The sequence below is a fragment of the Streptomyces sp. KR55 genome, from assembly GCF_052245645.1.
Taxonomy (GTDB): Bacteria; Actinomycetota; Actinomycetes; order Streptomycetales; family Streptomycetaceae; genus Streptomyces; species Streptomyces flavusporus.
Genome location: NZ_JBQQCE010000443.1, coordinates 1 through 8,178 on the forward strand (window position 1 = coordinate 1; position 8,178 = coordinate 8,178).

Annotated in this window: 9 protein-coding genes and 1 pseudogene; 3 read left to right on the top strand and 7 right to left on the bottom strand. The window is 69.8% G+C overall.

Annotated elements, in window-relative coordinates; translation table 11 throughout:
- The first annotated feature begins 290 nt into the window (after window positions 1-290).
- Entirely contained in the window at window positions 291-1,445 is a 1,155-nt protein-coding gene (locus ACTWQJ_RS41080) for an ABC transporter ATP-binding protein (protein WP_443311524.1), read from the top strand.
- 27 nt (window positions 1,446-1,472) lie between these two features.
- Here the strand turns inward: ACTWQJ_RS41080 and ACTWQJ_RS41085 are convergent, their stop codons facing one another.
- The 6 genes and pseudogenes from ACTWQJ_RS41085 to ACTWQJ_RS41110 form a co-directional block, all read right to left on the bottom strand.
- On the bottom strand, window positions 1,473-2,414 hold the full coding sequence (locus tag ACTWQJ_RS41085) for an ABC transporter substrate-binding protein (protein ID WP_443311525.1): 942 nt from the start codon (window positions 2,412-2,414) through the stop codon (window positions 1,473-1,475).
- Window positions 2,411-3,082: an ABC transporter permease gene (locus ACTWQJ_RS41090; RefSeq protein WP_443311526.1), complete on the bottom strand. Its 672-nt coding sequence runs from the start codon at window positions 3,080-3,082 to the stop codon at window positions 2,411-2,413. Before ACTWQJ_RS41090 ends, ACTWQJ_RS41085 begins: the two co-directional genes overlap by 4 nt.
- Complete coding sequence (locus tag ACTWQJ_RS41095; protein WP_443311527.1) at window positions 3,079-3,756, bottom strand: ABC transporter permease; 678 nt, start codon at window positions 3,754-3,756, stop codon at window positions 3,079-3,081. The genes ACTWQJ_RS41090 and ACTWQJ_RS41095 overlap by 4 nt, the downstream gene beginning before the upstream one ends.
- 271 nt (window positions 3,757-4,027) lie before the next feature.
- Window positions 4,028-4,221, bottom strand: a pseudogene (gene tnpA / locus ACTWQJ_RS41100) (IS200/IS605 family transposase); the annotation flags it as partial.
- Between the two features lie 494 nt (window positions 4,222-4,715).
- Window positions 4,716-5,186: a cyanase gene (gene cynS, locus ACTWQJ_RS41105; protein WP_443311528.1), complete on the bottom strand. Its 471-nt coding sequence runs from the start codon at window positions 5,184-5,186 to the stop codon at window positions 4,716-4,718.
- A 108-nt stretch (window positions 5,187-5,294) separates the two neighbouring features.
- Window positions 5,295-5,888 (bottom strand): carbonic anhydrase, encoded by a 594-nt coding sequence (locus tag ACTWQJ_RS41110; protein ID WP_443311529.1) that lies wholly within the window; start codon window positions 5,886-5,888, stop codon window positions 5,295-5,297.
- Between the two features lie 126 nt (window positions 5,889-6,014).
- Between ACTWQJ_RS41110 and cynR the strand changes: the two genes are divergently transcribed.
- Together cynR and ACTWQJ_RS41120 are read left to right on the top strand one after the other, a co-directional pair.
- Window positions 6,015-6,923: a transcriptional regulator CynR gene (gene cynR, locus ACTWQJ_RS41115; RefSeq protein WP_443311530.1), complete on the top strand. Its 909-nt coding sequence runs from the start codon at window positions 6,015-6,017 to the stop codon at window positions 6,921-6,923.
- 210 nt (window positions 6,924-7,133) lie between these two features.
- Window positions 7,134-7,484 (top strand): hypothetical protein, encoded by a 351-nt coding sequence (locus tag ACTWQJ_RS41120; RefSeq protein WP_443311531.1) that lies wholly within the window; start codon window positions 7,134-7,136, stop codon window positions 7,482-7,484.
- A 194-nt stretch (window positions 7,485-7,678) separates the two neighbouring features.
- On the opposite strand, the gene ACTWQJ_RS41125 is transcribed toward ACTWQJ_RS41120, so the two are convergent.
- Entirely contained in the window at window positions 7,679-7,999 is a 321-nt protein-coding gene (locus ACTWQJ_RS41125; RefSeq protein WP_443311532.1) for an alpha/beta fold hydrolase, read from the bottom strand.
- Window positions 8,000-8,178 lie beyond the last annotated feature (179 nt).

An 8,178-nucleotide genomic window follows, 5' to 3' on the forward strand; every position in this document is an offset into this window, starting at 1 on the left:
GCGCCGCACTCCGTCGCGGGGGGTGCCGTTGACTCCGTCGTTCATGCCGTGTCCCTTCGGCCGGTCGGAGTTGTATCGATTCAGTCGATCGGCGGTTGAAAGTAGTGGCGACTGAGACCTCTGTCTATGCCCCCAGCAGCGGGAGTTGCCACCAGAATCCAACAGAACGCCTCAACGCCCCGCCCTGGCCAGGAGTGGATTGAAACAGTTCAAAAACGGAATGGGTCGTTCACCAGCCAGTGGGACGCCGTCGGTGAGCGGGTGCCGGGCAGCGCCGTTAGCGTGAGGTCATGATCCGGTTCGAGCAGGTCACCAAGCGGTATCCGGACGGGACGACGGCCGTGGACGGATTGTCCTTCGAAGTGTCCGAGGGCGAGCTCGTCACGCTCGTGGGCCCGTCCGGGTGCGGCAAGACGACGACCATGCTGATGGTCAACCGGCTCATCGAACCGACCTCGGGCCGGATCCTCGTCGGTGGCGAGGACATCGCCACCGTCGACCCGGTACTGCTGCGGCGGCGGATCGGCTACGTCATCCAGCAGGTGGGCCTGTTCCCGCACCGCACGATCCTCGACAACACGGCGACCGTGCCCTTGCTGCTCGGCTGGAAGCGGGCCAAGGCGCGGGCCCGCGCTGCCGAGCTCCTCGATCTGGTGGGGCTGGATCCCCACACATACGGCTCGCGCTATCCGCAGCAGTTGTCGGGCGGTCAGCGCCAACGGGTCGGCGTTGCAAGGGCGTTGGCCGCCGATCCGCCGGTGCTGCTGATGGACGAGCCGTTCGGCGCGGTCGACCCGGTCGTGCGGGAGCAGTTGCAGGACGAGTTTCTGCGGATGCAGGCGGCGGTGCGCAAGACGGTGCTGCTGGTCACGCACGACATCGAGGAGGCGGTGCGGCTCGGCGACCGGATCGCCGTGTACGGGCAGGGGCGCATCGAGCAGTTCGACACGCCCGGAGCGGTGCTGGGCACGCCGGCGTCGCCGTACGTCGCGGAGTTCGTCGGCGCCGACCGGGGGCTGAAGCGGCTGTCGGTGACCGCGATCGAGCCCGGCGACCTGGAACAGCCGCCGATCGCCCGGCTGTACGAGCCGACCGGGCAGGCCGCCGACCGGCTGCGATCGGAGGGCGCGCGCTGGGCGGTGGTCCTGGACGCGCACGGCGACCTGCACGGCTGGGCCGGGATCGACGAGCTCGGGGCGGGCGGTGCGGTCGGCGACCTCGCGCACCGGATGAACGCCTGGGTTCCCGTGGGCGCACCGCTCAAGCAGGCCTTCGGCGTGATGCTCCAGCACGACGCCGGCTGGGTCGCGGTATTGGACGGCGCCCGCTTCCTCGGCGTGCTGACCCCGGCCAAGCTGCACGAGGCACTGCGACGCTCGGTGGACGCGGACGCGTTGGGCGTGTCGCGAGGTCAGGTGACGTTCGACTCGGTGGCCGACGCCTGACCGACCGGCGCTGCCAGGGGCTGCCCGCTACTTGAGCAGCCTCTTGTCCTCCAGATACGTCCGGGCCACGTCCGTCGCCAGCCGGCGCCAGCTGTCGACCTGTTGGTTCATGGACGCCAGATCGGCGGTGGTGAGGACGTCGTTGAGCCTGTCGAGGGCCTTGGTGGGGCCGGGGCCGCCCGCGTGGGCGCGGTTGACGACGGGGACGACGTAGTCGGCGTTCTGGAGGTGCTTGTCGTCGGTGAGGAGGACCAGGCCGAACTCGTCGAGGGTGGCGTCGGTCGTGGTGGTCAGCACCATCTGGTCCTGGCCGCTCTGCACCGCCCGTTTGGCCTGGGTGGTGCCGACGCCCTTGGGGTCGACGGCGATGATGTCGATGCCGTAGGTCTTCTTCAACCCTGGTGCGCAGTAAGGGCGTTGGATGCACTCGTCACCGGCGGCGAGCCGCACCCGGAGGCCGGAGGCGCCGAGGTCGCTGAGCGTCCTGAGGTCGTGCCGTCGAGCGTAGGAGGCGCTCACCGCGAAGGCGTTCTGGTCGACGGCCCGGCCGGGGGCGAGGACGGTCAGGCCGCGGGGCGTGGCGAGGCGGCGCAGCGCTGTCATGGTGGCGTCGAGGCCGGGTGAGCCGACCGGCGGCGCGTCGGCCCCGTTGGCCTTGGCGTTGAGCCAGTCGGCGAAGGTGGCCGCGTACTCCGGGACCACGTCGATCTGGCCGGATTCCAGGGCCGGTTCGTACAGTTCGCGGTTGGCGACGGTGATGAGCGAGGTCTGGTAGCCGGCCTGGTTCAGCAGCAGGGCGTACATCTGGGCGAGCAGGTCGCTCTCGGTGAATCCGGCGGAGCCGACGGTCAGATGCCGGCTGTCGCCGGGCGGTGCGGTCACCTCGCCCTGGTTCTCCAGGGAGGGGCCGGTGGCGCAGGCGGTCGAGAGCAGAAGCAGAGCGGCGATCAGGGTGGTACGGCCTCTCATCCCGAACCCCTCGCCCACGCCGGTGCCAGCCGCTCGGCGATCTCGAAGACGCCCTCGACGATCAGCGCGAACACGGCGACGAGCACGGCACCGGCCACCACCTGCGGCGTACTGGCCAGGTTGAATCCGGCGGTGATGATCCGGCCCAGCCCTCCCCCGCCGGCCAGCGCGGCGATCGTGGCCGTGGCGACGAGCTGGACGGCGGCAATCCGCACACCGTTCAGGATCATCGGGAGCGAAAGGGGCAGTTCCACGTGAAACATCACCTGGCGGCCCGTCATCCCCATGCCCCGCGCCGCCTGCACGGTGCTGCGGTCGACCTCCCGCATCCCGACGTATGCGTTGGTGAGCAGCGGCGGTACGGCGAACAGCACCAGGGCGACCACTGTGGGCCCCTCGCCCCATGTGCCGATGGGGGTCAGCAGCAGAAGCACCAGGACCGCGAAGGTGGGGACCGCGCGGCCGACGTTGGAGATGTTGACGGCGAGCGCGCCGCCCTTGCCGAGGTGGCCGAGGACGAGGGCGACGGGCAGGGCGATCAGACAGCTGACGACCAGGCAGACGACGGTGAGGACGAGGTGTTGCAGCAGCCGGTGCCAGACACCCTCGGCGCCCGACCAGTGCGCGGGATCGGTGAGCCAGGCCCAGGTGTCGGCGAGCGTACTCATGGACGGGCCCTCGTCCATGGCGTGATCAGTCGCTGGATGCCCAGCAGGAGCAGGTCCGCGACGACGGCGATCACCACGCACAGCACCGACGCCGTCAGCACCTGCGCCTTGAAGTACGTGTTCATTCCGGAGTAGATCAGATTCCCGAGTCCGCCGAAGCCCACGATCGCACCTACCGTCACGAGCGAGACCGCGGAGACGGTGGCGATGCGCAGTCCGGCCATCGCGGCGGGCAGGGCGAGCGGCAGTTCGACGGTGAGCAGCTGCCGGATGGGGCCGTAGCCCATCCCGCGGGCCGCCTGCCGGGTGTCCTCGGGGACCGCCCGCAGACCGGCGAGGATGTTGCGCACGAGCAGGGTCAGCGAGTACAGCACCAGCCCGGCCACCACGAGCGTCGAGGACAGCCCGTACAGCGGCAGCAGCAGCGAGAACATGGCCAGGGACGGGATCGTGTACAGGATCGTGGTGACGGCGAGGACGGGCCCGGCCGCCCAGCCCCACCGTCGCCCCAGCACCGCCAGCGGCAGGGCGATGGCCAGGCCGATGAGGACCGAGACCGACGTCAGCTGCACATGCTGGATCACTGCGTCGAGGAGGATCTCGCGGCGGCTGCTCAGATAGTCGCCACAGATCCACTCGTTGCGCGCGAGACAGTCGTCCGGGGTCGCGGTCACCCGTCCATTGCATCGGGCGGGCCGTCGGGTCGCCTCGTTGTGGTGACCCGTACGGGGTGTCGCCGCGTACACCCCGCGACGCGCGGTACCGGCGGTCGGGGCGGTGGCGGTGGCCGCGTGAGCCGGGGGCGGACCACGGGGGGCGCTGCGGCGGCCGGTCCCTTTCTACCTTTGTTCTTGCGTAGTGCTCCGCCCTTCAGGGGCGGCGGTGAAGCGCATCCATCCTTGGCGGCCCGGCGCGGAGCGCCGGGGTATCGCTGCGAAGCAAGGCTCACACGGGGCGCTGCTGGCTCTCGATGTACTGGCGTACGACGGTCAGCGGCGCCCCGCCGCAGCTTCCGGCGAAGTAGGAGCCGGACCAGAAGTGCCCGCCCCAGAGGTACCGGCGCACGTGCGTGCTGTACTCCTTCGCAGCAGCCGGGCGGAGACTCCCTTGAGGGAGTTGACCAGCTTGGAGAGCTGGACAAAGGCCGTGGGTTCGAGTTTTCCGAAGGAGGCTCGGCGGCGAACCGACGGGGGTGCAGCCGTAACCGTACCCGGGTGCACCGAACTTGAGGGGTCAGAAGCGAGGAGGGGCCTCTCGCTGCCTTGGGACTACTGGTGAGCTCGCGTATTCAACTGTCACCGATTCTCCAGTCCTCGGATGGTAGTCCTTGACGGACAGTGACCGGGGAGCTCGAAAAGGGGTTATCCCGCATCGGGGCGGGGCTGGTGGGAAGTGAAGATGATCGGCGATTGACCCTATGGACCGCTTGCTCGCGGAGCGAGCCTGCGAACAACCGATCATCGACTTCGTTCGCCATCTCGATCTTGGAGCCCCCTGGATCGGTAGCCGATCTGTTCACGGCCGGCGGCGTCTGGGAGCGGCCCCACTGGAGCCGTCGTATCGAGGGCCGGGAAGCGAGGGTGGGGCGGTGGTGGGGCGGGTCGGCTGCGGTCCGCCCCACCGGGGGCTCGGATCAGAAGGGCTTGGTCGGCAGGTATTTGCCGTCCAGAGTGATGACGGCGCGCTCGCCGCCCTCGGGGTCGGCGACCTTCTTGACGTCGAGCTTGAAGTTGATCGCGGAGATGATCCCGTCGCCGAACTGCTCGTGGATCAGGGCCTTGAGGGTGGTGCCGTAGACCTGGAGCATCTCGTAGAAGCGGTAGATGGTCGGGTCGGTGGGGATGCCGCCGGGGATCGAGCCGCGGGTGGGGATGGTCTGCAGCAGCAGCGCCGCATCGTCGCCCAGGCCCAGCAGCTCGGCGACCGCCTTCGCGGAGTTCTCCGGCAGGGGATGCTGGCCGAGGACGGCGGCGGTGGTGAAGGCGACCGACAGACCGGCGGCGTCGGCGATCTGCTGCCAGGAGAGGTCCTTGCGGGTCTTGGCCGCCACGGCCTGAGCGGCCAGGGCCTGGCGGGCGGCGGGGTCGAACTGAGCGTGCACCATGGGTGGATTCCTTTTCGGTGAGTGCCGCTTCGCGCATCGTTCGCAAAGCGCGCGGGTTCAGGGGGTGGTCCCGGATGGCGCTGACAGGGCCGGTCCGGGAAGCTGGTTTCAGGCCGCGAGTGGGGCGGTGGAGCCGGTGGCGTTGAGTTCCTCGACGTGGCCGGTGGCGATGTCGAAGACCCAGCCGCCCAGCGTGATCTTCTGCTCGGCCAGGGCGCGGGCGACCGAAGGGTGGGTGGCCAGGTTCGCCAGCTGGGCCAGCACGTTCTGCCGCACCAGGGCTGGCACGTCCCCCGCGGTGGCAGTACGGGCCACCGAGGCGTCGGCGAGCCGCAGCCAGTCGGCGACCGCCGGGGCGTTGCTCAGGTCGTGGCCGTGGGCGAGGGCGGTCATCGCGCCGCACGCGGAGTGCCCGCAGACGACGATGTCCGTCACCCCGAGCTGGGCGACGGCGTACTCGATGCTCGCCGCGACCCCGTCGGCACCGGGGGTGTAGGCGGGGACGAGGTTGCCGGCGGTGCGGATGACGAACAACTCGCCGGGCTCGCACCCGGTGATCAGCTCGGGGACGACGCGGGCGTCGGAGCAGCCGATGAACAGTGTGTGCGGGGTGTGGTGGGCGGCCAGGCGGGCGAAGAGCTCCTTCTTGGCCGGGAAGACATCCTGCTGGAAACGCGCGATGCCCTTGGCGAGGTCATGCATGGGTCACTCCCTTTCGTGGTGGCCCGGGCCCGTGGGCCTGGCGAGATCCACTGTGCATGACCTCGATCTATAGTGTCCAAGAGCCGCTAGCCATTGGGGCTATTGGTGGCATCTATAGTTGTGGGTATGGCCCTGGAACTGCGTCATCTGCGCTATCTGCTCGCTGTGGCCGATCACGGCAGCTTCACCCGTGCCGCCGAGGAGCTGCACATCTCCCAGCCCACGCTGTCTCAGCAGATCAAGCAGCTTGAACGGGCCCTGGGCACGCAGTTGCTGGACCGTACCGGCCGCACCGTACGCCTCACCGACGCCGGCGAGGCGTACACCCACCACGCCCGCAGCGCGCTGCGAGACCTGGCCGCCGCCGAGCGTGCCGTCCACGACGTGCAGAACCTTTCCCGCGGACATCTACGGCTGGCGGTCACCCCCACGTTCACGGCCTACCTGGTCGGCCCGCTCACCGCCGAACTCCACACCCGCCACCCCGGCATCACCCTGATCGTGCGGGAGACGAGCCAGGATCGCATCGAAGCCGGCCTACTGGCCGACGAGTTCGACCTCGGCATCGCCTTCCACGGCCCCCACCTGCCCGGCATAACCGCCACCGCCCTGTTCACCGAGACGCTCACCCTGGTCACCGGCACCCACCACCCCACCGCCGACCGGCCCGGCCCGCTACCGGCACCAGAGCTCGCCGATCGACAACTAGCCCTGCTCAGCGGCGACTTCGCCACTCGCAGCCACATCGACGCCTATCTCCGACACCACCGCGTCAGCCCGCGCATCACCGTCGAGGCCAACTCCATCCAGGCCCTCACCGAAGTCGTCCAACGCACCCCACTGGCGACCGTCCTCCCCGACGCCATCACCCACGACCACCCCCGCCTCACCCCCATCCCGCTCGATCCCGCCTTCCCCACCCGCACCGTCACCCTCCTGCACCGCACTGACGCCTACCAAAGCGCCGCCGCCCGCGCCTTCACCCACCTCACCCACGACCTCGTCCGCACACGCGGATACACACCGGCCTCCTGAACACACCATCGACCACGACGCCGAGCCGGAAGGCGCCGCCCGTGAACCGGCGCGGGCGGGGGCACGGGTGCACCTCTTCACAGTGGCCGGCGTCGGGTTCGGCGCGCTGGGCGATGAGGCGCTCGCGCCGTTCGATCGCCGGGGCAGTCGTCGGCCGGGGCGTCGGGCACGGGTCTGCTCGGCTTCGGCGAGCGCCGCGCGATGTTCGGCGTGCTCTTGGTCCGCGTCGGACTCGGGCGCGGGCTGATCGTGGCCGACACCAACGACGGTCTGGCCGCCGCCGGCGCCCGCGGCCGGGTCAGCGGGCGCCGGCCCAAGTTCTCCCCGGCCCAGGCCGCGCTGGCCCAACGCCTCTACGACGAGCGGGAGAAGGCGGTTCAGCAGCTCGTCGACATGTTCGGCGTGCCTCGCTCGACGGGGTACGGGAACGTCGATCGCGAGAAGACCGTGCCCCGGCAGCCGATGAGCCTTCCTCGGCTACGGCGTGACCGGCGGGCTCGGTCTACCACCAAAGTCAGCTCCGATGCCAGATGCCTACTGCGGGGCGATGCGGCTCAGTAGCGAACGCAGGATGGGGTCCGTGTGTGACCACAACAGTGCGCTGCCTGCGTTCGGTACGAGGAAGCGGCGTGCTGTGGGCATGCGCCGGGCGAGGAACTTTCCGAGGTCCGGCGAATGCAGGGGGTTGGTGTCCTGGTCTCCGTACCACAGGTCGACCGGGACCGGGATCGATGAGGGGTCGAACGGCCAGCGGCTCAGGGCGAGTACCGTCTCGCGCGCATACCCGGCGCCGCCCGCGTCTGGGCGAACTCCCCAATGTCGAGCGCCCAGTCGTTAAGGGTCCGCCCGTCGGCCGCGCTGGACGCACCCAGCCCGGGACGGTCGACGGTGATCAGGCGGACGCCGAGCCTTGTGATCACGTCGACGGGAAGCCCGAGCCATCGGCTCGTCGCCGATCCGGAGCACAGCAGGACAGGCGTGCCCGAGGGCGGCCCCCACTCCGCCCAGCTGAGCCGGCGGCCGTCCGCAAGGCACGTCTGTCCCAGCCGCTCGGGCGGAGTCACGTTGGTGGCCATGGGGGGATCTGCCCTTCCTGCCCGGTCATGGCGTTGTGCGGGTGGCCCGTCGGGGGTGGTGAACTGCTCTCGAATGAGTGTGCATAAGCGTGCATGAGATTACTCTAGTGGTGCTATGATCTTCGCGTGAATCTGACTGAGTGGGCGCGGGCGCAGGGGATCAGTCCCCACACGGCGTA

Bases quoted from the DNA above. Each gene is read 5' to 3' on its own strand.
- cynS (WP_443311528.1), bottom strand. From the start codon at position 5,186: ATGGTGCACGCTCAGTTCGACCCCGCCGCCCGCCAGGCCCTGGCCGCT.
- ACTWQJ_RS41085 (WP_443311525.1), bottom strand. From the start codon at position 2,414: ATGAGAGGCCGTACCACCCTGATCGCCGCTCTGCTTCTGCTCTCGACC.
- ACTWQJ_RS41110 (WP_443311529.1), bottom strand. From the start codon at position 5,888: ATGCATGACCTCGCCAAGGGCATCGCGCGTTTCCAGCAGGATGTCTTC.
- cynR (WP_443311530.1), top strand. From the start codon at position 6,015: ATGGCCCTGGAACTGCGTCATCTGCGCTATCTGCTCGCTGTGGCCGAT.
- ACTWQJ_RS41080 (WP_443311524.1), top strand. From the start codon at position 291: ATGATCCGGTTCGAGCAGGTCACCAAGCGGTATCCGGACGGGACGACG.
- ACTWQJ_RS41125 (WP_443311532.1), bottom strand. From the start codon at position 7,999: ATGGCCACCAACGTGACTCCGCCCGAGCGGCTGGGACAGACGTGCCTT.
- ACTWQJ_RS41090 (WP_443311526.1), bottom strand. From the start codon at position 3,082: ATGAGTACGCTCGCCGACACCTGGGCCTGGCTCACCGATCCCGCGCAC.